This window comes from Stenotrophomonas sp. TD3 (genome assembly GCF_001939825.1).
In the GTDB taxonomy this organism is placed as follows: Bacteria; Pseudomonadota; Gammaproteobacteria; order Xanthomonadales; family Xanthomonadaceae; genus Stenotrophomonas.
Genome location: NZ_MOYM01000003.1, coordinates 524,240 through 545,946 on the forward strand (window position 1 = coordinate 524,240; position 21,707 = coordinate 545,946).

Genomic DNA, 21,707 nt, shown 5'->3' on the forward strand with positions numbered 1-21,707 from the left:
GGTCAGAAGGCCAGTTCGATGCCGGCATGCACGTAGCGGCCGGTTTCCGGGTACGGGTACAGCGCACCGGTTTCGTCCAGCCGCTTGTCGGCCAGGTTGTCGATGCCGGCCACCACGCTCACCGCCGCGGTGACGCGCCAGCGCGCATCCAGCGACCACAACCAGTAATCAGGCAGGGTCACCTGGCTGCTGCCGGCCACCTGTTGCTGCGGGCCGATGTACTCGCCGCGCACGGCGGCCTGCAGCGGTCCGCGCTGCCAGTTCAGCGCGGTGGCGCCGCTGCGGCGCGGGCGCTCCGGCAACCACTGGTCGGTCTGGCGGTCGCGCGGGTCCAGCCAGCTCCAGTTCGCTTCGAAGGTCAGATGCTCGCTGATCGGCGCGGTGCCGGCCAGCTCCAGGCCACGGATGCGGGCACGGGCCACGTTGGTGTAGTTGCGCAGTTCGCGGCCGCGCACGCCGCAGGCACGCACGCAGGTGGTCTGGATCAGGTCCTTGAGGTCGTTCTGGAAGGCGGTCGCCTGCAGTGACCAGCGTTGTTGCTGCCAGGCCACCGACAATTCGGCGCTGGTGTTCTGTTCCGGCTTCAGCTGCGGATTGCCGACAATGGTGAAGCGCCCGCCGCCACCCACCGCGGAATACTCCGGCGACAGCTGCTTCAGGCTCGGCGCCTTGAAGCCGCTGCCGATGCCGCCCTTGATCGTCAGTGCTTCGGTGGCATGCCACACCGCATAGGCGCGCGGGCTGTGGTGCCAGCCGAACTCGGGATGGCGGTCGCCGCGGCTGCCGAATACCAGCGAGAGCGCGTCGCTCACCTGGATCTCGTCCTGCACGAACAGCGCGCTCTGATCCGATTGCAGGTGTCCACTGCGTGCGCCGGCCGCATCGTCCAGTTGCTGGCGCCGCCATTCGCCACCGATGCTGACGCGGTGGCGCGCACCCAGCGCAACGGCGGCGCGGGCATCGACGATCTGGTCGGTCAGCTGCTGCGGCCGCGAAGCCTCACCGCGGTCGCGACGGTTGTCGCGGTCCAGCGTCGCGCGGTAGGCACTCACCCGGGTTTGCCCCCAGTCCCAATCGCCCTGATGGCTCAGCGTGGTCTGGCGGCGACGGATGTCGTCGATGGTTTCGTACACATAGGGCGCGGCACCGGCCTGCAGCGCATGGCGGCGTCGTTCCTCGCTGCCCTGCAGGTGCGACAGGTCAATGCGCTGGTGTGCGTCCGGAGTCCAGGTGAGTACCGCGCGGCCGGTGTTGGCGCGGCGCCCCTCCTGCTCGTCCAGGCGGCCGTCGCTCGGATCGCGGCTGGCATCCTTCTGCCGGTGTTCGGCAAACACGCTCAGGCCCAGCGTGCCGGGCAGCAGTGCGCCACCCGCATAGAAGCCGGCCTGGGCGGTGTTGCCACCACGGTCGCCGCCGACCACGCCGGCGTTGTAGACCAGGTTGCCCTGCCAGTCATCGGTGGCGCGGCGGCTGATCACGTTGACCACGCCACCCAGCGCCTCCGAGCCGTACAGCGAGGACATCGGGCCGCGTACCACCTCGATGCGTTCGATCGCCGGGGCCGGCAGCCAGCCCAGGTCGAAATCCGAATGGGCGATGGCATCGGCCGACGCACTGACGCGCTGGCCGTCCAGCAGCACCAGCGTGTAGCCAGGGTCCATGCCGCGGATGCGGATGCTGCGGCGGCCGAAGCCGACCCCGGCCACGGTCACGCCCGGGCTGCCGCGCAGCGCATCGGCCAGGTCCAGCACCGGCCGCAGCTGGATCTGCTCGCGGGTGATCACGCTGATCGAGGCAGGTGCGTCGCTGGCCAGGCGATCGGTAGCGGTTGCGGTGACCACGATCGGGTCCAGCTGCGAAGGGGCGTCGGCCGCCGCTGCCAGTGCGGGGGCCAGGGCAAGGAGGATCGCGCCGGACAGGCGGCGGGCGGGGGTGAACCGGGACATGGGAAGGGGTCGCTACGAATGTGACGATATAACATAGCATTACCTTCACGGAATCTTCATAGGCCGAAGGTCCTGCTCCCGGCGACATCGCTGAACAAGGGTGCGGTATCGCGGCGGGGCGCCTACAATCCGGGCTCGGACCGTCGCCATCACGCCCATCATTCCCCGGTCCGGCCTTGGCACCTATGTCTCCCAATGCCCTGGCGCTGGTCGAGCTGCTGATCCGCGAGCGCCGTGCGTTGTCTCGCTTCATCGCGCGCTACCTCGACCCGGCCAGTACCGAGGACACCCTGCAGAACCTGTACCTGAAGGCCAGCAGCGTGCCCGGTGATCCACCGATCCTGGAGCCGCGCGGCTATCTGTACCGGATGGCCTATCACCATGCGCTCAACCGCAGCCAGGCCGACGCCCGCGAGCGGCGCGCGATGGCCGAGTACGCCACCGACATGGCCGAGGCGGGCCACGACGGCGAGGCCCAGGCGCTGGACCAGGCACAACTGCGCGAGATCACCCAGACCATCCTCGCGCTGCCGGCGCAGGTGCGCGAGTGCTTCGTGCTCAACCGCTACCTGGGCCTGAGCGAACGCGATATTGCCGCGCGCCTGGGAATCTCCAAGAGCCTGGTCGGCAAGCATGTGCTGCGCGCCGCGCTGTTGATCCAGCAGCATCAACAGGGAGCGCGCCGATGACCGGCGTTTGCCGTGGGCAGATCGCGCCCGCCGTTGTCACAACAGGAAAGCGCACCCGTTCGCGGTGCGGCAGGCCACAACCATGACCACGTCCGAACCCTCGCCGCGTCAGGCCAGGCAGGCGTTGCGCTGGGTGATCCGGTGCAGTGCAGGCCCGCTGCCGGAACGCCAGCAACGAACCCTGCAGCGCTGGCTGCAGGCCGATCCGCGCCACGCGCTGGCCTGGCGCCAGCAGCAGGCGTTCTGGCAGGGGCTGGATGCCGCCGGGCCCGACGTGCTGGCGGCGCTGCCCGGGTTGACGGCTGATCGCCAATGGCTGCGTCCGATCACGCCGCGCCGCCGCCTGCCGTGGCTGCTGGCCAGTGCTGCCGCGGTGGTGCTGATGGTTGCCGCTGCGCCGCACGCGCTGCTGCTTGCTCGTAGTGACCTGCGCAGCAGCGATGCGCCGCGCGTGGTGCAGCTGGACGACGGCAGCACCGCCGTACTCGACGCCGGCACCGCACTGGCGATCGAGTTCGATGGCCAGCAGCGCCACCTGCGCCTGCTGCGCGGCCAGGCCTGGTTCCAGGTAGCGCACGAGGCTCGCCCGTTCCAGGTCGAGGCGGCGGGCGGCGTGGTCCGTGACGTCGGCACCGCCTTCAGCGTGTCGATGCTGGATACCACGGTCACCACTCAGGTCAGCGAAGGTGTGGTCGATGTGCGCCCGGGCGATGGCAGCGTGCAGCGCCTGCATGCCGGACAGGCACGCGTGTTCCGTGACGGGCGCTGGCTGCAGCCGGTGCAACTGGAAGATCCGGAGAGCATGGCGCCATGGCGGCGTGGCGAGGTGGTGATCGATGATCAGCCGGCCGCGCAGGCCATCGCCGATCTGGCGCGCTACCGTCGTGCGCCGGTCTGGGTACTGGGCGGGCAGGGTGCACGCGTACGGGTCAGTGGCCTGTTCCATCTGCAGCAACCGGAGACCGCCATCGATGCGGTGGCCGCGCAGGCGGGACTGCGCGTGCAGCGCCTGCCTGGCGGCGCGATGGTGTTGTGGTGAGGTGCAGCCGGTTGGCGGCAGAAAGCGCCGCATGAAAAAAACATGAAAGAACCGTGGGCACTCGCCGTGCCCCGTTGTCTATAGAGGTATAGCCAGAGCGAAACACCGTTTTTCCTCAAGCCAGACACACCACCGGCACCGGATGTGCCGATGGTCCCGCCCCGCTTGAGGAGTTCCTGTCCATGCCGTCCACGGCATCCGCCTGTCATCGCCGCGCCACTGTCCTGGCCCTGGCCATCTCCACCGCATTGCTGCCGCTGGCCTGGGTGCCGGCCGTGCAGGCGCAAACGGCGATCGTCGCGCCGCTGCGCCAGTACACCATTCCGGAACAGCCCCTTGCTGACGCTGTGCGTGCCTTTGGCCGCCAGGCCGATGTGCAGGTGGTGTTCCGCAGCGATCTGGTGGAAGGCCGTCGCTCCAGCGCGGTGAGTGGCGAGTACAGCCAGATGCAGGCCCTGCAGCAGCTGTTGCGTGGCAGCGGCGTGCGCGCGCAGCGCGGCATGGACGGCACCTGGAGCCTGCGTGCCGCAGCGGAGTCGGGTGAAGGGGAAGGGGTGCGGGTGACCGAGACACTGGACGTGGCCGGTCGCCTGCAGTCGGAAGGGGGCGAGGCCCGCGATCGGCGCGGCTACGATGATGTATTCGCGCTGGACCTGACCACGGCGTATTCGGGGCGCGACCGGGTGGAGCGCTACCGCGGCTCCAACCCGGCCGACGTGGTCAAGGATCTGGTCGGTGTGTTCAGTGGCGATGCGCGCAACAGCGGCGCGCTGGACATCAACATCCGTGGCATCCAGGGGCCGGGGCGGGTGCCGGTCAGCATCGACGGTGGCGAACAGGCGTTGACCGTGTGGCGTGGCTACAACGGCGTCAGCAACCGCAACTACATCGATCCCAACCTGATTGGTGGCATCCAGGTCATCAAGGGGCCAGGGCTGGTGCGCGATGTGCACAGCGGGATCGGTGGCGCGCTGGTGATCAAGACCATCGACGTCGATGACATCGTGGAAGCGGGTGAGCGCTTCGGCGGGGAGCTGAAGATCGAAGGCAGCAGCAATGCGGTGGCGCCGCGCCTGCCTCGCCTGCACACCGGCGAGGATTACCGCACGGTGCCGGGGTTCCCGCAGGGCTCGCCGAACTCGCCCTACGACGACCGCACCCTGGTGGTGCCGGTGAAGTCGCGCAGTGGCAACAACCCCTTCGATGGCGAAGACCAGGCCTGGCGCCTGGCGCTGGGTGTGCGTGGCGACAACGTCGACCTGATGGCTGCCTACGCCTGGCGCAAGCGTGGCAACTATTTCTCCGGCACCCAGGGCAGCGCCTACTACGACCAGGACCGGCGTGAGCAGTTCGAGTACCAGGGCATCGACTACATCACCACGCTGGCGCGCTACTTCAAGCCGGGCGATGAAGTGCCCAATACCTCCAGCGAACAGGAGTCCTGGCTGGTCAAGGGCAGCTGGCAGATCAACGACGACCAGCAGCTGAAGGCGACCTGGCGGCGCACGCTGTCGCACTACGGCGAGATCATGCCGTCGCGCATCCTCTCGGCGCCGGACTATGGGCGCATCCAGTGGCCGCTCAGCCGGGTTGCGTCCGATGCCTGGAACCTGGAATACCGCTTCCAGCCGGCCGGCAGCCGCTGGCTGGACCTCTACGCCAACCTGTGGCGCACCGAGACGGACAGCGATACCTACACCGCAGGCGGCTTCCCGAACTTCGCCCCCGGCAATCCGGACTGGAATGCCGGTGCGAGCCCGATTCTGCGCAACACCGCGCTGGCGAATGCGAGCAACGACCGCACCGGCCTGACCCTGAGCAACCGCTTCGCCCTGCATTCCACCCTGGACCTGACCGTGGGCGGCAACTGGCAATACGAGAAGCTGGGTTCGCGTGACCCGTATTTCGGCCCGTCCGATGGCTGGCGCATGTACCCGCGCGCTGGCCGTCGCCAGGAGGGCGAGGGCTACCTCACTCTGGAATGGCGTCCGGTCGACTTCCTGACCCTCAATGCCGGCGTGCGTTACAGCCGTTACTGGGCGTTCGACGACTTCCTGCAGGCCCACCCGGAACTGCAGACAACCTCGATCGTGCCGCGCGAAGCGCAGTACCGGGTGAATGAACTGCCGCCGCGGCCGGACAGCCTGCAGGGCGAGATCGACGCACTCGAGAGCGAGCGGGAATTCTGGGACAGCATCGGCATGGGCTGGATCGTCGATCAGTCGCTGGCCGACCTGCTGCGCAAGTACGAGACACCCATGGAGGTCCAGCACGGCATTCCCTGGTTGCCCGATGCCAATGGCAACTACAGCCGCGCCACCAATCCGTGCCTCAACGGCCAGGTCGCCGCGATCCCCGGGCTGCTGCCGATGGTGCTCGGCACCGACATCCGCTGCAGGATCGGGGGTGGGGCGATGCAGTCCGTGGCCGGGCGCAACGAACGGCACCGCGATCACGCCTGGTTGCCGACGTTCTCGGCGACGGTGCGTTTCTCGCCGGCCGCCCGTGCCTATCTGCGCTACAGCGAGGCGGTGCGCTTCCCCAGCATGTTCGAAAGCACCATTGCGTTCTCCAGCAGCCTCAATCCGCTGTATCCGCTCAAGCCGGAGCATGCCTACAACTACGAGCTGGGGTACGTGCACAACCTTTCCATCCTGTTCGGCAACACCGCCGATGCCGACGTCAAGCTGGCCTACTACGTGCACAAGACCCGCAACGTCATCGAGCGCGATGCGTACTTCATGTTCGACAACATCGACAAGCAGACCATCCGCGGCCTCGAGCTGCAGGCCCGCTTCGACAACCGGCGCTTCTTCACCGACCTGGGCATCAGCCGCGTCCTTGAAAACGAAGTCTGCGATGAAAGCTCGGCGGTACGGCTGGATGCGGACCAGGGGCGGGTGCCCAACTGCGTCCAGGATGGCTTCGTCAGCGGCTATCTGTTGACCCAGGCCACGCCGAAGCTGTCGGTGAACTGGTCACTCGGCACCCGCCTGTTCGATGAGCGCCTGGAACTGGGCAGCCGCATCGTGCACTACCAGCGGCACGACAATCCGGACCTGCAGGCCTACCGCGACCGCCTCGTCGCCGGGGGCAGCAGCCTGCTCTGGCAGAACGTGCCCTTCACCTGGGGAAACATCACCACGGTGGATGCCTACGCCCGCTGGCGTTTCAACGAGCACGCCAGCGTCGAACTGGTCGGCAGCAATCTCGGCAACCGCTATTACGTCGACCCGGCAACACGCTCAACGCTGCCGGCACCGGGCCGCACGATCAAGCTTGGCGTCACCGCGCGCTTCTGAGTCCGCATTCGACAGGGAGAATCATCCATGAAACAGCACCGCACCCTTGTAGTTTTGATCTGCCTGCTGGCTTCCATGCCGGTCATGGCGGCCGACATCGCGGGCGGGCAGAGCCCGGCCCAGGACGGCGTCCATTACATCAACGCAGGCGAATCGACACTCAATGCCGGTCCGCACCGTTCCGGTCGCGCAGGCGTTTCGCTGGGGCCGTATGCCAACGCGGCGCGGGTGGACGTGGCCAGCCTGCTGCCCTACGCCACCACGGTGGTGCGTGGCGCAACCACGGTCCGCACGCTGGGCCCGGACGCAGGCCTGCCGTTCCCCACCGCTGGCGTGGGCCACTTCAGCTTCGTGCAGGTGGGCAATGCAGATGTCTGGTTCGGTGAATGGTCATCCAGCGGCGCGCAGGCGGGCTTCAATCACCGCCAGGTGTTCTTCGTCGGTGACCGTGCCGGTACTTCGCTGCCGGCCGGCGTCGTCACCTACACCCTGGCCGGCATCAACCGCTTCGATGGCAGCGGCGTGCTGGAAGGTGCACTGCGGGCCAATTTCGATACCGGCACCGTCACCGCCGGCCTGGTCGGCACCGGATACAGGCTCGCCGCGAGCGCCACGCTGGATCGTGCCACCGGTGCATTCAGCGGATCGGCCGTTGCCAATGGTTCGATCATCGGTACCAGCAGCGGCCAGTTCTTCGGCGCCGGTGCCAGTGCCGTGACCGGCATCGCCACCTTCGCCGGCAACAGCCAGTTCGATACGTCCTTCGGTGGTCAGCGCAACTGATCCGCCGCCGTTCCTTTTCGTGTTGTACCCGTAGTTCCCTCAATCCAAGGAGCAATACCATGAAAATGATCAACCGTTCCCTGCTGGCCGTCGCCGCTGCGCTGGCCCTGGCCGGTACCGCGCAGGCAGCCGACATCGTCGGCGCTGCCAGCCCGGCGACCGATGCGCAGCTGTACGTCAAGGTCGGTGCGTCGGAAGTCAACGGCGGCCCGCACTCGGCCGGCAAGGCCGGTATCGGCGTCGGTACCGTGTCCAATGCCAAGCCGGTCGATTTCCAGGGGCTAGCGGCCTACTCGGCCCCGACCACCGTCAACGGCGTCACCGTGCGCACCCTGGCCATGCCGATCACCGGTACCCCGGGCAGCCATTCCGGCATGGGCCACTTCAACTTCGTCAAGGTTGGCAGTGGTGACGTGTGGTTCGGCGAATGGTCCAAGGATGGCGCCGCCGGTGGCTTCAACAACCGCCAGGTCTACTTCGTCGGTGACCGTGCCGGCACCACGCTGCCGGCCGGTGTCGCCACCTACAGCGTTGCGGGCCTGAACAAGTTCAACGGCAGCAACCTGCTGTCCGGCACCTTCCGTGCGGACTTCGGCAGCGGCAAGCTGCTCGGCGGCCTGACCGGTGGCGGCCTGGCGATCAACGTCAATGCCAACATCAACAGCGCCAATGCGTCGTTCGCCGGTTCGGCCACCGCCAACGGCAGCGTTGCCGGCACCACCCAGGGCCAGTTCTTCGGCGCCAACGCCGCCACCCTGGCCGGTATCGCCACGTTCGCCGGCAACAGCCAGTACGACACCGCCTTCGGCGGCAGCAAGAACTGATCGCCACGCCCCTGACGGGGCAGGGCAGGGACAAGCCGCGATCCGCCAGTCCCTGCTTCGGCCCGCGGCATGCACCACCACGGATCGACCATGCACCATTCCATTTTCCTTGTCGTATTGCTGTTGGCCGCCGCTGATGTGCGCGCCCAGCAGGACGATCTTCGACGCGTGCTTGAACAGGGCACCGAACTGCGCCACCAGCAGCAGGACCAGCAGCGCCTGCAGCAGGCCGAGTCGGAGCGGCCGACCATCACCATCGACGGCCAGACCCTGCGCGTGGAGCGCACGGTCGATGATCTGGGCCAGGCGCTGTACCTGTCACTGCAGCATCAGCAATGGCAGGCCGCCGCTGCGTTTCTCGCGGAGTACATCGAACTGCCGGGGCATGACCCGCTGCTGCGCCACTATGCACAGGGGGCGCTGGCGCGGGTGGCCGGCGACCATCGTCGCGCGGCGACGGAGTACGAAGCGCTGCTGGCGGCGCAGCCGGATTTCCTGCCGGCCCGCCTCGAACTGGCGCGTGTCTATGCGGAAGACCAGCGCGATCGCGATGCGGTCGCGTTGTTCACGGCCATCGCTGCGGGCATCAATGCCGATGATCCGGCCACGGCCGGCGTCCGCGCGCGCGTGGACGGCTACCTGGCTGCCCTGCAGGCGCGCCAGCGCTGGAAAGGCGCGCTGTCGGCCGGCCCGGCATGGAGTGACAACATCAACCGCAGCTCGGCCAGCCGCACCTGCCTGTTCGGCGTGGGCGACGCCTGCATCATCGAACGGAAACTGCCCGACGCCCAGCGCGCGGCGGGCCTCGACTACGACGCCAGCCTGGAACGGCGCTGGGTGCTCGGCGGGCATCATGGTCTGTACGTGCGCGGTCTCGCCTTCGGTCAGGCATGGCGCGGGCACAGTGCCTACAACGAGCTCAATGCCAACGTGCAGGCGGGTTACAGCTGGCGTAGTGCACGGCAGACCGTGATGCTGGCTCCCAGCTATGACTACCAGGGCCTGGGCAACCATGCGCTGCAGGGCGGCAGTGGCGTGCACGGGGAATGGCAGTACGCCCAGGATGCACGCAGCCTGCTCAAGCTGGAGGCTGACTGGAAGCGCCAGCGGTATCGCCAGCAGGGCCTGGCCAGCAACTACGACGGCGAGCTGGCGTCGCTGTATGCCACCTGGTTCCGCGCGCTCAATCCGCGCTGGACGGTCTTCGCCGGGCTGGATGTCACCGACAGCAGCGCAGCCGACCCGGCCAACGGCTACCGCCAGCGCGGCCTGCGGCTGGGCGCGGCACGGCAGTGGAGTGGCACCTCGGCCACCGTATTCGTGTCGCTGCGCCATCGCGACTACGACGCCTGGAGTCCATTGCTGGAGGCGCGCAGGCAGGACGACGAACAGAACCTGATCGCCATCGTGCGCAGCGAGCGGCTGGCAGTGGCCGGGCTGGTGCCCAGCCTGAGCCTGCGCTACGCCCGCATCGACAGCAACGTCGGCTGGCTGTACAGCCACGACCGCAGCCTGCTCAGCCTGAAATGGGAGCGTGCGTTCTGAACGCGCCGCTGCAATGCCGGAGTGAATGCGCCGTGGCGGCGATCTTCATCGATCATCACGCGCCCTTGTAGCCCGGTTCGCGCATCCTGCGGGCGTTGCGGCAGAGGTGGGCCGCGTGTATCGAGGAGCGCCGGTCGTGCTGGAAGCGGGCAATAAACCAGAGGGCCTGAAAGGGCTGAGGGTGCTGGTGGCGGAGGATGAATTCGCCATCGCGATGTTCCTGGTGGACTACCTGGAGCTGAAGGGCGCGCAGGTGGTGGGGCCGGCCGGAGACCTGCAGGCGCTGGGGCGGCTGCTGGATGACAACCCCATTGATGTGGCCCTGCTGGACATCAACCTGGGCGGTGAACAGGTGTACCCGCTGGCCGATCGCCTGGCCGAGGCGGGCACCCCGTTCATGCTGACCTCCGGCTACGACGACAACCTGCCCAGCCGCTTCGCCAGCGCGCCCCGCTGCACCAAGCCCTATCACATCGAGGCCCTGGTCCAGCAGCTGGCGGGGCTGGTGGCGACGCCGCAGGCCCCTGCGGGCATCGCCTGATTGCGCGGCATGTCGCGCCGCATCGAAGGCCTCCAGTCCGCCGCCTCGCGGGGTTCCATGCCGCCAGCGCCCCGCCTGCAGGCGCGCCTCGACGGCATGGCCGCCCGCATCGCACGCCATGACTGGGCGTCCACCCCGTTGGGCGCGATTGAACGATGGCCGCCGCACCTGCGCGCCACCGTCGACCTGATGCTGGCCCATGGCTTCCCGATGATCGTGCTGTGGGGCGAACAGCTGGTGCAGCTCTACAACGATGGCTATGCCGAGGTCCTGGCCGACAAGCATCCCGCTGGACTCGGCCAGCCGACCCGCGAGTGCTGGCCCGAGGTCTGGCACATCAACGGGCCGCTCTACACCCGCGTCTGGCAGGGCGAGACACTCACCTTCGAGGACAAGCTGTATCCGCTGGTCCGGCGGGGACGGCTGGAAGACATCTGGTTCACCATCACCTACAGCCCGATACGCGGCGAGGAAGGGCGCATCAATGGCGTGCTGGTGACGATGTTCGAGACCACCGCCGCGCATCTGGCGCTGGCCGCGCGCGAGCGCGAGGAACAGCGGCGGCGCGAGAGCGAACGGCGCCTGGAGCTGGCCTTCAGGATGCTGCCGGTGGGACTGTGCATCGTTGATCTGGAGGGCCGCATGCTGCTGTCCAACGACCAGATGCGCGCCTACCTGCCCAGTGGCAAGGTGCCCTCGACCGATGCGGAGAACCTGCATCGCTGGCGTGGCTGGCATGCGGACGGTTCGGCCATCGGGCCCGAGGACTTCGCCATCGCCCGCGCGATGCGCGGCGAAACCGTGGTGCCCGGGCTGGAGTTCCAGTATCTGCACGACGACGGTCGCGCTCGCTGGACGCGTGTGGCGGCCGCACCGCTGCGCGATGCCGAGGGCGAGGTGAGTGGCGTGTTCGCGATCGCCGTGGACATCGACGACCTCAAGCGCGCCACCGAGCGCCAGTCGGTGCTGCTGGCCGAGCTGCAGCATCGGGTCCGCAACATCATGTCCACCATCCATGCCATTGCCTGGCGCACCCGCGTATCGGTCGGTAGCGTGGACGAGTACGCCGAGCGCCTGTGTGCGCGGTTGATGTCACTGGCGCGCACGCAGAGCCTGTTGACCCGCGGCGCCAATGTAGGAGTCTGCCTGCGCGGCATGCTCGACGAGGAGATCGCGGCACAGACACCGGCGGCGGCCGCCTATCACCTGCAGGGTGAGGATGTGCTGTTGCCACCGAAGGCGGCCGAAGTGCTGTCGCTGGCCATCCATGAGCTGGCCACCAACGCGCTCCGGCATGGCGCGCTCACCCACGAGGATGGCCGGATCGACGTCTGCTGGCACCTGCAGGTGCAGGACGGGCAGCCGTGGCTGGGCCTGCACTGGTGCGAGCGCCATGCCGAGGTGGAGGGCTGGGAGATGCCGCGCCAGCGCGGCCTGGGCCGGGTCCTGATCGAGCAGCGGGTGCCCTATGAACTGGCGGGTAGTGGCGAGCTGCGCTTTGGCCCGCAAGGGCTGGATGCCTGGATCCGCTTCCCGCTGCGCGAGCGCGACAGCCTGCTGCAGACCGACGCCCCGGACGCTGGGCCCCTGCGATAAAAGGGGATTTATCTCCAATTTGGCCAATTTGGGTATAGTGGTGCTCATCCACCCTGCCTGGAGCCGTGCCATGACCCTGCCGCTGGATCTGCCTGGCCTCGAGAAGGCCCCGGCCTCGTCGGTGAAGACCCGGGGCTGGCCGAGCCTGATGCGCACGGTGCGCGAAAAGCAGGCGCTGGTCATCACCAACCACAATCACCCGGAAGCGGTGATCGTGGACATCCGCACCTACCAGGAACTGCTGGCCAAGGCCGCTGGCGGTGATGCCGGTGAGCGCAACGAGGAACTGCAGCGCCTGCGCAGCGAGTTTGACCAGACCCTGGCCGGGCTGCAGCGTGGGGAAGGGCTGGGCAAGGTGCTGGGCCAGCCGATCCGGCGCGGCCGCAAGGTCACCCTCGGCCGTCCGCTCTGATCGATGGGACGCATCCTGGCGTTGGCCGGTGTCAATGGCGCTGGCAAGAGTTCGTTGCTGGGCACCTGGCTGGACGCCGAAGGGCTGAGCTGGTTCAACCCGGATTCCTTCACCCGCCGCCTGGTCGATGCCGGCTGGCCATTGCCGGAGGCCAACGCCGAGGCCTGGCAGGAAGGCACCCGACGCCTGCGCCAGGCCATGGCCGAGGGCACCGACTTCGCCTTCGAGACCACACTCGGCGGCAATACCATTCCGCGCCTGCTGCGTGAGGCCTGCGAACGGCATCAGGTGGCGATCTGGTTCTGCGGCCTGGCCAATGTCGAGCTGCATGTCGCCCGTGTCGCCGCGCGAGTGGCCGCCGGTGGCCACGATATCCCGGTGGAGAAGATCCACGCGCGTTTCGATTCCGCGCGCGCGAACCTGCTGGAGCTGCTGCCGTACCTGGCCGAGCTGCATGTCTACGACAACAGCGCACCGGCCGACGCGCAGGGCGGCGTGGTGCCGCTGCCGGTATTGGCCATGGCCGCGGGTGAACTGCAGTACCCGGTTGCGGTAGCCGACCTGCTGCACACGCCGGGCTGGGCCAAGCCCATCGTGATGCGTGCGATGGAGTTGAACACCCCACGCTAGAGCCACGCCTGCATGGATGCCTTGGCTGCGGCTAGACTGACCGTACATTCAAGGAGGATGACATGCACGGACCTGCGACGTTCCGCTCCACTTCGATCTGCCTGGTGCTTGCTGCGCTGGCGCTGTCCAGCCTGCCGGCGATGGCCGGACAGCCGGCCGTCAAGCGCACGGTGCCGCCACCCAGCCTGGTACAGGCCTTCCACGCCGCCGAAGCCAACTTGCGGCTGATTCCCGGCGACGATATCGAATCGGACTTCCGCCCGGTATGGACGGGAGTTGCCGATCTCGATGGTGATGGTCGTTCCGAAGTTGTGTACTTCTACACGTCCACCTACACAGGTGGCAGCTTCGCGCAACGCAATGTGGTGGCGGTGATGACGGCGCTGACGGCAAACGATCCGCGCGGCCAGGAGAACCCGAAGAGCCTGTCACCGGTGGAAGCAGAGGACTATGCCGCCATCCGCAGGTATGGCTATGGCGATGATGCCGGCATCCAGATTCCGGGCGCGGCGCAGTCGATCCGAATCGATGGCAACCGGATCATCGTTGCCTTCACCGTTACCGCGGGCGCAACGGTCTGCGAAATTCCCCGCGATTTCCGCCACGTCTGTCCGCCGGACGGAAACTACACCTGGACGCTGCGCTGGACGCCGGGGAAGTTGACCCGCATCAAGACGTAACGCCAGGCAGCGCCGGGCGTATCCGCCCGGCGCCACTGGCCCAGTAGGTCCACGCCAAATGTGGATGGCGTTTCGCGCCCAGCCTCAGGCCGGCTTCACCTGCTCGGGCTCCGTAACGTCCGGCAGCGGCGGCAGGGTCGGGTCCACCGTCACCGGCACATCGCTCTTCAACAGCGCAGCGGCTTCCTTGTCGCTGCCGACGGCCGGCGGTGAACCGCGCAGCGGCAGGCCGGCGGTTTCCTTCACGAACAGCATGGTCACCAGGCCGATCACCGCCGCGCCCATCAGGTAATAGGCCGGCACCAGCGGGTCGCCGGTACGCTCCACCAGCCACGCGGTCACCAGCGGCGTGGTGCCACCGAACAGCGACACCGACACATTGAAGGCGATCGACAGCGCGCTGTAGCGCACCGGGGTGTAGAACAGCGCCGGCAGCGTGGACGGCATCGAACTGGTGAAGCACACCAGCGCCAACCCCAGCAGCATCAGGCCGAGGAAGATCAGTCCGTCATTGCCGCTGCCGACCAGCAGCAGGCACGGCACCGCCAGCACCAGCAGCGCGATGCAGGCACCGATGATCATCGGGCGGCGGCCAAGCTTGTCACTGAACAATCCGCCGACGATGTTCAGCGGCATCATCACCAGCATCACGATGATGATCAGCAGCAGGCCCTTGCTCTCTGCATAGCCCATGGTGACGCTGAGGTAGCTGGGCATGTAGGTCAGCAGCATGTAATCGGTGACGTTGAACACCAGCACCAGGCCCATGCACACCAGCAGCTGTCGGCCGTGTACCTGGAACAGCGCGCCCAGCCCGGGCCGGTCGTGCTCGCGCTTCTCGGCTTCCTCGGCGAAGGCACGGAATGCCGGGGTTTCCTCCAGTTTCATGCGCATGTACAGGCCGAGCAGGCCCAGCGGGCCGGCCACCAGGAACGGAATGCGCCAGCCCCAGTCCAGCATCTGCTCGCTGCTCAACAGCATGTGCAGTGCGGTGACGGTACCGGCGCCGGCGATGTAGCCGCCCAGCGTGCCGAACTCCAGCCAGCTGCCCATCAGGCCGCGGTTGCGGTCGGTGGAATACTCGGCGATGAAGGTGGCCGCGCCGCCGTACTCGCCACCGGTGGAGAAACCCTGCACCACGCGCGCCAGCAGCAACAGCACCGGCGCCCAGATGCCGATGCGTTCGTAGGCGGGAATCAGGCCGATCGAGAAGGTGCCCAGCGCCATCAGGATCATGGTGAACGCCAGCACTTTCTGGCGGCCATAGCGATCACCCAGCGGGCCGAACACCAGGCCGCCCAGGGGGCGCACCAGGAATGCCACGGTGAAGGTGGCGAAGGCCGCGATCACCTGTGCGGTGGGATTGCTGGACGGGAAGAACACCTGGCCGATGGTGACGGCGAGATAGCCGTAGACACCGAAGTCGAACCACTCCATGGCATTGCCGAGGGCGGCGGCGCCGACGGCGCGCTTGAGCATGGGCTTGTCGACGACGGTGATCTCATCGACCTTCAGGTGGCGGCGGCGTTTGAACCAGCCGAAATGGGCATGTGCATCGGGGGTGTCCTGCATGGGGGCTCCCTTGTGGGTAGAAGTGGGGAAATGAGCGGTGAGACAGGTCCCGGAAATCGGAAACGGCGATGCAGGCGCAAGCGGCGCAGGGGCATCGGAAGGCGGCGTGGGGGCCGGGGAAGGTGTGCAGGCGCAACGCCACGCGCACGGCAAAGCACCGCCGCAGGGGCGGAAACGCGGCAACGCAATCACAGCGGCCGCGAAGTCAGCGGCCGGGGGTCACAGCAGCGTGGGGAGTGCAGGCCGAGGGCCTGCGGGCGTCATCCGCCGGGATCCAGCGCGAGGCGATGGAAGGGCAGGGCGGGAGCAATCGTGGCAAGCGAAGCGCCGGTCGGCAGTGCTTCCCACGTAACAGGTGCGCCCGTCACGTAGTGGGTCGTGTCGATCATCCGTTCATCATAACGGCATCGGCGTGAGCATGCAGAGAAGCGGGCTGATCTGCACGCTGTGTTCCATCGCGCCTGTTCATCTGCGAATGCAATGCGATGACATGCGTTGAACGAACTCTGGTCGCGCCGCTCACGCAACGCTGTCTACGGTGGGGGTGAACGCAATCGAGAAGGAGCATCGCATGACCCGTCGCATTCCCGAAGGTACGCTGATCATCGTCGCCGACGGTGGTTCGGCCCGCGTGTTCACCAACGTCGGCAGCGAACATCAGCTGGCCCTGAAGCAGGAAGGCGAACTGCGCCTGCAGGACATCAGCGAACAGGGTGTCTCCGGGCAGGGGCCGGCCGGTGCGGTGCCCAAGGACATGTCCATCTCCCAGCTCAACGAAGCGACGTTCGCCAAGCAGGTGGCCGAGCAGCTCAACGAAGATGCACTGAACAACCGCTATGCGCACCTGGTGCTGGTGGCCGACCCGACCACGCTGGGGCGCATCCGGCCGCTGCTGCACAAGGAAGTGCAGGCGCGCCTGCTCGGTGATATCGCCAAGGACCTGACCAACGCACCGTTGGCGGATATCCAGAAGATGCTGGCGGCGTAGATTCTTGGAACATCAAAACGGCACTCGGCGCGGCGTCGAAAGGGCCATGCCCTCGTTAGTTCGATGGCGGGGGTGTTTAGACCCTGCAGCGGCGCTGCGGCCGCGTTGATGCGGCCGCAGGTCAGATGGCGCCACCTGCTACCAGGTGTAATTGATGCCGAGTTGCGCACTGGTCTGGTGATAGCCGCCGCTCTTCTGCACCGTCATACCTGCCCAGGCGCCGATGCCGCTGGCGAACTTCATGGAAGCACCTGCAGTGATTTCGCCGCGACTGCGAGGAATACGGGCGTTTGCCAGTTCGTCGCCCATCAGAATCTGAGATCTTGCTCGGTCATGAAGCCAATTGGCAGCGATGTAGGGCTGTACCACGGCAGCGGCACCGCCCCAGCGGGTTACCCCGGATAGGCGTAGCCCCACATGACCGAACACGCCGTTGGCGCCAAGTGTCCTCACCACAGTTCCGTTTGCTTCGGTGTGGCCTTCATTGTCCCATCGGTTGTATCCAATCTGCAGCGACGGTTCCAGATAGACGCTGCGGCTGTCGTTACCAGCAATGCGGAACGTGTAGCCGGACTCAATGGCGCTCTGCCACGCGCGAGCTTCATACCGCTCGGTGTCCAGGCCGATGCCCTCCACGCGATTGCGGAACTGAGCCCGCTGCAGCGAACCATCCACGTAGAAGCCAGCATACGGCTCGTCACTTTCACTGCGGCGCCAGGTGCCGTAAAGGCCCAGCATTTCTCCCTTGACCTTGCCGCGTGCGTAGTAGCCACTAAGTTCATTGGTGGAGGTGCTGGTGGCGTTGCCAGCCGACAACTGCACGCCGATGCTGCCGGCGTCGGCACGCCATACATCGGTACCTACCGTCAGCGATTGACTGTTCCCGCGGATATCCAGTTGACGCGCAATAGCGTCGAAGCCCTGTCGGGATCCACTGGCACGGACCCATGCCCGGCCCGCGTTCTGCCCGGCATGCCGATCGTGGTAACCAGAGCGGAAGAGGGTCTGTGCGGCCTGCAGATTGGACAGATATGCACCGACCTCTGGGCGCAACACCTGTTGGGGATTGCATTGTGGAAGACTGGGATCCAATTCGCAGGGCTCGGGTTGGACGGGCAGCTGCGAGCGGAGGTACCAGTTCCCGTCGGTACCGTTCCCCTTATGCAGGAAGTATTCGTACTGCCCGGCCACGGTACGCCCGAGCAGGTTGAAGGTGGCCGCCGAAGTACCCCTTACAGTTATGAGCTCTATGCCCTTGCTGGTCTGAGCACCGCCGCCGCCGACGTTTCTCACCTCCACGTTGGCGCTGCCGGTTGTGGATCCGCCGATGATGAGTCGATCAGTCGGTGAGTCGTCGCCAGCCAATGCAGTGTTGAAGACGATGGTTCCGATGCTGCCCAGCGAGCTGATTCTGCCCTGGAAGTCCCCTTTGACGTCCAGGGTATGAAAGTCGCCTCCCGCGCCCAGTTCGACCGTATTTCGTCCGTAGAAGTTGAGGCCTGAAATACGTGCGCTGCGTGCGAGTTGCCAGGAGCCGCCAGCCTCCATGTACAGTGCGACGTCTCCGGATATGTCGCCACGCAGCGTAGTGACGTCCCTGAGTGTCACCGTGGCAGTCTCGCCGGGGGCCACGCGAATATCACCGGCAAGATTGCTTTCGCCAATCGAGATGGCCGTAGATGCGCCCGAGGCACGGGGCGATGAGTTGGCTTGAACATCGATGAGGATGCCGTTGCCGGCGATCAGATCAACTTTGCGCAGGATAAGGGAATTGCCCAGGATGTCAGGCGAAGGGGCGACTACGATGGAACTGCCGCTCGTGCCCTCAATGCGTGTCTGATAAGCCCAGAAGACCGTGGGTACATCAGTGCGTGTGGTTTCCCTGGATGCGATGAGTACGCCATTCAGATCGCCGCGCAAGGCAGAGTCACTCAGGTGCACGTCAGCCTTTTCGAGATGAAGCGCAGTGCCGTTGTCATCAGCGGCGGGGCGTGATCTGTCGAATGTCGCAACGAACTTTGTGTTGGAGGCTACAACGTGGCCACCGTTGCTGACATGAACGGCAGTGCCTGCGCCCTCGATGTTGCCGGTGTCAATGCTAAGCCGCGATGGAGGAAGCGTCGTAATCGCCGTGTCTGCACCAAGCGATAGGCCAATGCCGGAGGCGTTCTTCACCGTAGTCCTGGTGAGCGTTGCGTTCGAATTGACAAGTTGCAGAAGCACGCTTCCGGTCGAGCCGGAAAGAGAAGCGTCGGTGGCGACCAAGGTACTCTGGCCGAACAGGCTGACAGAACCCGCTGAAGCCCCAGGGGCCAGCGTTAGGTGTGACGCCTGCTCGATCAGCCAGTCTTCCTTGACATCCGAGTTCGTCACTGTATGGCTTGCCCCTCCGGTGAGGTTCCCCGCGAAAGCTGGCAGTGCCAGACAGAGTGAGAGTGCGGATGTCAGTGCCGCTCGCTGTGTAGAGCAACGCAAGCATGAAATCGGAGCATGGGTGCGAGTGGCCATGGATTCGAGTCCGTTCGAAGAGCAGGTATCTTGAGTGGCTCACATCAGATTGTCGAGAGCCGATTTCGGGGGAGGGCCATGACAGGCCACTAATGCTTCGCGCTACTGGCGATCCTGCGATCCTATGTGCCTCTGCACTGCAGCATGCGACAGGGCAGGCCCGGTGCTACTCTCTGGCCACCACCTGAATCGATCCAAATGCCGATGCCCATGCTGGACCGTCGCCTCCTGATCGCCTTCGCCGCTACCGCCGTGCTTGCCTCCGGTGCCGCCTTGGCGGCCCCGCCGAAAACCGCTGCCGAGCGCGCCTACGCCGCAGTCGATCCCTTCATCGGAACCGGTGGCGAGGGCCACACCTACCCGGGCGCGACGGTGCCGTTCGGCATGGTCCAGCTCAGCCCGGACACACGCATCCAGCCGCGCGAAAAGGCCTATGGCTGGGCGGCCGGTTATCGCTATGACGACAGCAGCATCGTTGGCTTCTCGCATACGCATTTTTCCGGCACCGGTCATTCGGACCTGGGCGACATCCTGCTGATGCCGTTCACCGGCAATCCCGGCCTGGAGCGGGGCGATCCGGAGAAGCCGCGCAGCGGATACGCCTCGCGCTTCCGCCACGCCGACGAGAAGGCCGAGCCGGGCTACTACGCGGTCACCCTGGATGACTACAAGGTGCGCGCCGAGCTGACCACCAGTACCCGCGTGGGCGTGCATCGCTACGCGTTCCCCAAGGGCACCGACGCCAAGGTGCTGCTGGACATGCGCACCAGCATGTACGACTACCCGGGCAAGGTGCTGTGGTCGCGGGTGCGGGTGCGCGCCGACGGTACGGTGACCGGCTTCCGTGAGACGCGCGGCTGGGCGCCGGGCCGCCAGCTGTATTTCGCGATGCGTTTCTCGCGCCCGTTGACCGGGCACGAGCTGCACAACACCGAGCAGGACATCGTCTACAAGGGCTTCCCCCCGCCGGGTGAGAAGGATCCCGCGCAGCGTGCGCAGATCGAAGGCCGCCAGCTGGTCGGTACCTTCGCACTCGGCAAGCTGGACGCACCACTGGTGGTCAAGGTGGCGATCTCGCCGGTCAGCGAAGCCGGTGCCATCGCCAACCTCGACGCGGAAGTGGCTGACTTCGATTTTGACCGTGTGCGTGCGCAGGCAAAGCAGGAATGGACGCAGGCGCTGTCGGTGCTCGATATCGATGCGCCGGAACATGCGCGACGCAGCGCCTATACCGCGCTGTACCACACGATGCTGGGGCCGACGTTGTTCATGGATGCCGATGGCCAGTACCGCGGTTCGGACAACGCGGTGCACAAAGCCGATGGTTTCACGAACTATTCTACGTTCTCGCTGTGGGACACCTACCGTGCGTTGCACCCGTTGTTGACGCTGGTGCAGCCGGAGAAGCGCAACAGCGACTTCGTCAATTCGATGCTGGCCCACCATGAGCACAGCCCTTACGGCATGCTGCCCGTGTGGTCGTTCCATGGCCTGGAAGACTGGTGCATGATCGGCTACCACGCGGTGCCGGTGATCGCCGACGCCTACGTGAAGGGCATCCGCGGCTTCGACGCCGACAAGGCGCTGAAGGCAATGGTCGAGACTGCCAACTACGGCCCGTACGATGGCATCGCGCAGTACCGTGAGCTGGGCTACGTGCCGATCGACGAGGAAGGCGAAGCGGCCAGCAAGACGCTGGAATATGCCTTCGATGACTGGACCATCGCACGCATGGCGCAGGCCATGGGCAAGACCGATATCGCGGCCACCTTCGACAAGCGCGCCGGCAACTGGCGCAATGCCTTCGACAAGGACACCGGCTTCATGCGTGCGCGCAAGCGTGATGGCAGTTTCCGCACGCCGTTCGATCCCAGTGCCAGTGGTTACGGCACCGACTACACCGAGGGCAACGCCTGGCAGTACTCATGGTACGTGCCGCAGGATGTGGCCGGCCTGGCGGCAGCGCACGGTGGCAGTGACAAGCTGCTCGCGCGCCTGGACGAGGTGTTCAACGCCAAGGTCGATCCGTCCATCTTCGAGCACATGGAAGACATCACCGGCCTGATCGGCTGGTATGCGCATGGCAACGAGCCCAGCCACCACGTGGCCTACCTGTATTCGTACGCCGGCCAGCCGTGGCGCACGCAGGCGCGCCTGAAGCAGATCATGGATACCCAGTATGCCGACCGCCCCGATGGCCTGGCCGGCAACGATGACGTCGGCCAGATGTCGGCGTGGTACGTGTTCACCGCGTTGGGCTTCTACCCGGTGGCACCGGGTTCGGGCGAGTACATCCTGGGTCGTCCGTTCCTGCCGAAGACCGCGATGCGACTGCCGAACGGCAAGACCTTCACCATCGTGGCCGACGGGCTGGATGACAAGCACACCTATGTGGGCAGCGTGAGCCTCAACGGCAAGCCGTTGCAGCGCACCTTCCTGCGCCATGACGAGATCCTGGCCGGTGGCGAGCTGCGCTTCAGCATGCAGGCCGAGCCGAACAAGGCATGGCCGGGGCAGGGCGCGCAGGCGCCGTATTCGATGAGCCGGTGATGATGGGTAGGTGCCAACCTTGGTTGGCACGCTACACGGCTGACCTGGAACCTGTAGAGCCGAGCCCATGCTCGGCTCAGGCATCGTGTCAGGAGCAGCCGA

At 66.3% G+C, this 21,707-nt stretch carries 17 protein-coding genes; 13 read left to right on the forward strand and 4 right to left on the reverse strand.

The features are described 5' to 3' along the window. Positions 1-2: 2 nt before the first annotated feature. Complete coding sequence (locus BKE09_RS21975) at positions 3-1,946, reverse strand: TonB-dependent receptor (protein WP_075678083.1); 1,944 nt, start codon at positions 1,944-1,946, stop codon at positions 3-5. Between the two features lie 185 nt (positions 1,947-2,131). On the opposite strand from BKE09_RS21975, the gene BKE09_RS21980 reads away from it, so the two are divergent. The 11 genes from BKE09_RS21980 (at position 2,132) to BKE09_RS22030 (ending at position 13,987) form a co-directional block, all read left to right on the forward strand. Beyond that, a complete protein-coding gene (locus BKE09_RS21980) occupies positions 2,132-2,635 on the forward strand; it encodes an RNA polymerase sigma factor (protein ID WP_075678085.1) in 504 nt (167 codons plus the stop codon). Positions 2,636-2,717: 82 nt separating this feature from the next. Continuing rightward, positions 2,718-3,674 (forward strand): FecR domain-containing protein, encoded by a 957-nt coding sequence (locus tag BKE09_RS21985; RefSeq protein ID WP_075678087.1) that lies wholly within the window; start codon positions 2,718-2,720, stop codon positions 3,672-3,674. Between the two features lie 182 nt (positions 3,675-3,856). After that, positions 3,857-6,976, forward strand: a complete 3,120-nt coding sequence (locus BKE09_RS21990) for a TonB-dependent receptor (RefSeq protein WP_075678089.1) — start codon at positions 3,857-3,859, stop codon at positions 6,974-6,976. Between the two features lie 27 nt (positions 6,977-7,003). Then, positions 7,004-7,759 carry a Slam-dependent surface lipoprotein gene (locus BKE09_RS21995; protein ID WP_075678091.1) on the forward strand — a complete coding sequence of 252 codons (756 nt, stop codon included), beginning with the start codon at positions 7,004-7,006 and terminating at the stop codon, positions 7,757-7,759. A gap of 59 nt (positions 7,760-7,818) precedes the next feature. Continuing rightward, positions 7,819-8,583: a Slam-dependent surface lipoprotein gene (locus tag BKE09_RS22000; protein ID WP_075678093.1), complete on the forward strand. Its 765-nt coding sequence runs from the start codon at positions 7,819-7,821 to the stop codon at positions 8,581-8,583. Between the two features lie 90 nt (positions 8,584-8,673). Then, entirely contained in the window at positions 8,674-10,128 is a 1,455-nt protein-coding gene (locus BKE09_RS22005) for a porin family protein (protein WP_075678095.1), read from the forward strand. A gap of 136 nt (positions 10,129-10,264) precedes the next feature. Then, on the forward strand, positions 10,265-10,669 hold the full coding sequence (locus BKE09_RS22010; protein WP_049447331.1) for a response regulator: 405 nt from the start codon (positions 10,265-10,267) through the stop codon (positions 10,667-10,669). Between the two features lie 9 nt (positions 10,670-10,678). After that, entirely contained in the window at positions 10,679-12,265 is a 1,587-nt protein-coding gene (locus tag BKE09_RS22015) for a PAS domain-containing protein (protein WP_075678097.1), read from the forward strand. Positions 12,266-12,335: 70 nt separating this feature from the next. Next, positions 12,336-12,677 (forward strand): type II toxin-antitoxin system prevent-host-death family antitoxin, encoded by a 342-nt coding sequence (locus tag BKE09_RS22020; protein ID WP_014037381.1) that lies wholly within the window; start codon positions 12,336-12,338, stop codon positions 12,675-12,677. Between the two features lie 3 nt (positions 12,678-12,680). Beyond that, positions 12,681-13,307: a hypothetical protein gene (locus tag BKE09_RS22025; protein WP_075678099.1), complete on the forward strand. Its 627-nt coding sequence runs from the start codon at positions 12,681-12,683 to the stop codon at positions 13,305-13,307. A 62-nt stretch (positions 13,308-13,369) separates the two neighbouring features. Beyond that, positions 13,370-13,987 carry a hypothetical protein gene (locus BKE09_RS22030; protein ID WP_075678101.1) on the forward strand — a complete coding sequence of 206 codons (618 nt, stop codon included), beginning with the start codon at positions 13,370-13,372 and terminating at the stop codon, positions 13,985-13,987. Positions 13,988-14,071: 84 nt separating this feature from the next. Here the strand turns inward: BKE09_RS22030 and proP are convergent, their stop codons facing one another. Further along, the gene (gene proP, locus BKE09_RS22035) at positions 14,072-15,559 is read right to left on the reverse strand and encodes a glycine betaine/L-proline transporter ProP (RefSeq protein WP_075678103.1); all 1,488 of its coding nucleotides are present in this window, start codon (positions 15,557-15,559) and stop codon (positions 14,072-14,074) included. 260 nt (positions 15,560-15,819) lie between these two features. Further along, positions 15,820-15,948 (reverse strand): hypothetical protein, encoded by a 129-nt coding sequence (locus tag BKE09_RS23855; protein WP_259344776.1) that lies wholly within the window; start codon positions 15,946-15,948, stop codon positions 15,820-15,822. Positions 15,949-16,130: 182 nt separating this feature from the next. Here BKE09_RS23855 and BKE09_RS22040 point away from each other — a divergent pair, with 182 nt between their 5' ends. Beyond that, positions 16,131-16,547, forward strand: a complete 417-nt coding sequence (locus BKE09_RS22040) for a host attachment family protein (RefSeq protein WP_075678105.1) — start codon at positions 16,131-16,133, stop codon at positions 16,545-16,547. A 138-nt stretch (positions 16,548-16,685) separates the two neighbouring features. Here the strand turns inward: BKE09_RS22040 and BKE09_RS22045 are convergent, their stop codons facing one another. After that, entirely contained in the window at positions 16,686-18,920 is a 2,235-nt protein-coding gene (locus tag BKE09_RS22045) for an autotransporter outer membrane beta-barrel domain-containing protein (protein ID WP_240502975.1), read from the reverse strand. Between the two features lie 333 nt (positions 18,921-19,253). On the opposite strand from BKE09_RS22045, the gene BKE09_RS22050 reads away from it, so the two are divergent. Continuing rightward, complete coding sequence (locus tag BKE09_RS22050; RefSeq protein ID WP_075678107.1) at positions 19,254-21,605, forward strand: GH92 family glycosyl hydrolase; 2,352 nt, start codon at positions 19,254-19,256, stop codon at positions 21,603-21,605. Positions 21,606-21,707: the final 102 nt, after the last annotated feature.

Excerpts from the sequence above, each read along its gene's own strand:
- BKE09_RS21975 (WP_075678083.1), bottom strand. The coding sequence starts at position 1,946 with ATGTCCCGGTTCACCCCCGCCCGCCGCCTGTCCGGCGCGATCCTCCTT.
- BKE09_RS22020 (WP_014037381.1), top strand. The coding sequence starts at position 12,336 with ATGACCCTGCCGCTGGATCTGCCTGGCCTCGAGAAGGCCCCGGCCTCG.
- BKE09_RS22015 (WP_075678097.1), top strand. The coding sequence starts at position 10,679 with ATGTCGCGCCGCATCGAAGGCCTCCAGTCCGCCGCCTCGCGGGGTTCC.
- BKE09_RS22005 (WP_075678095.1), top strand. The coding sequence starts at position 8,674 with ATGCACCATTCCATTTTCCTTGTCGTATTGCTGTTGGCCGCCGCTGAT.
- BKE09_RS22025 (WP_075678099.1), top strand. The coding sequence starts at position 12,681 with ATGGGACGCATCCTGGCGTTGGCCGGTGTCAATGGCGCTGGCAAGAGT.
- BKE09_RS21995 (WP_075678091.1), top strand. The coding sequence starts at position 7,004 with ATGAAACAGCACCGCACCCTTGTAGTTTTGATCTGCCTGCTGGCTTCC.
- proP (WP_075678103.1), bottom strand. The coding sequence starts at position 15,559 with ATGCAGGACACCCCCGATGCACATGCCCATTTCGGCTGGTTCAAACGC.
- BKE09_RS22050 (WP_075678107.1), top strand. The coding sequence starts at position 19,254 with ATGCCGATGCCCATGCTGGACCGTCGCCTCCTGATCGCCTTCGCCGCT.
- BKE09_RS21980 (WP_075678085.1), top strand. The coding sequence starts at position 2,132 with ATGTCTCCCAATGCCCTGGCGCTGGTCGAGCTGCTGATCCGCGAGCGC.
- BKE09_RS22030 (WP_075678101.1), top strand. The coding sequence starts at position 13,370 with ATGCACGGACCTGCGACGTTCCGCTCCACTTCGATCTGCCTGGTGCTT.
- BKE09_RS23855 (WP_259344776.1), bottom strand. The coding sequence starts at position 15,948 with ATGATCGACACGACCCACTACGTGACGGGCGCACCTGTTACGTGGGAA.
- BKE09_RS21990 (WP_075678089.1), top strand. The coding sequence starts at position 3,857 with ATGCCGTCCACGGCATCCGCCTGTCATCGCCGCGCCACTGTCCTGGCC.
- BKE09_RS22000 (WP_075678093.1), top strand. The coding sequence starts at position 7,819 with ATGAAAATGATCAACCGTTCCCTGCTGGCCGTCGCCGCTGCGCTGGCC.
- BKE09_RS21985 (WP_075678087.1), top strand. The coding sequence starts at position 2,718 with ATGACCACGTCCGAACCCTCGCCGCGTCAGGCCAGGCAGGCGTTGCGC.
- BKE09_RS22040 (WP_075678105.1), top strand. The coding sequence starts at position 16,131 with ATGACCCGTCGCATTCCCGAAGGTACGCTGATCATCGTCGCCGACGGT.